At 64.8% G+C, this 261-nt stretch carries 1 protein-coding gene; it reads right to left on the reverse strand.

Annotated features, from left to right (window positions below; translation table 11 throughout):
- Nucleotides 1-261 (reverse strand): hypothetical protein (locus ACLJNW_RS26150; RefSeq protein WP_410961499.1); only part of this gene is annotated, 261 nt, incomplete at both ends.

Below are 261 nucleotides of genomic sequence, written 5' to 3' on the forward strand. Positions count from 1 at the left end.
ATCATAGGCTTGGCTGAGGTTCTGGTAGAGACCGTCGAGCAACTGGGTGCGGGACTGGCGGATGCGCTCGACCTGCTGCTGCAGGCGCAGGGCGACCAGGTGGCTGTCGGTCAGTTGCGAGGAATCCCCGCTGACCTGTGCCGCATCGAGGTTTTCTTCCTGGGTGGCAGCCTGGGCGGACAGCGCGCCAGCCAGGCAGAAACCGGCCAGCAACGCTCGGTGGCGAGGGATGGGTGAGCGACTCATGTTCTCTCCTTGCAG

Source organism: Salmonella sp. SAL4457 (assembly GCF_046548235.1).
In the GTDB taxonomy this organism is placed as follows: domain Bacteria; phylum Pseudomonadota; class Gammaproteobacteria; order Enterobacterales; family Enterobacteriaceae; genus Salmonella; species Salmonella enterica.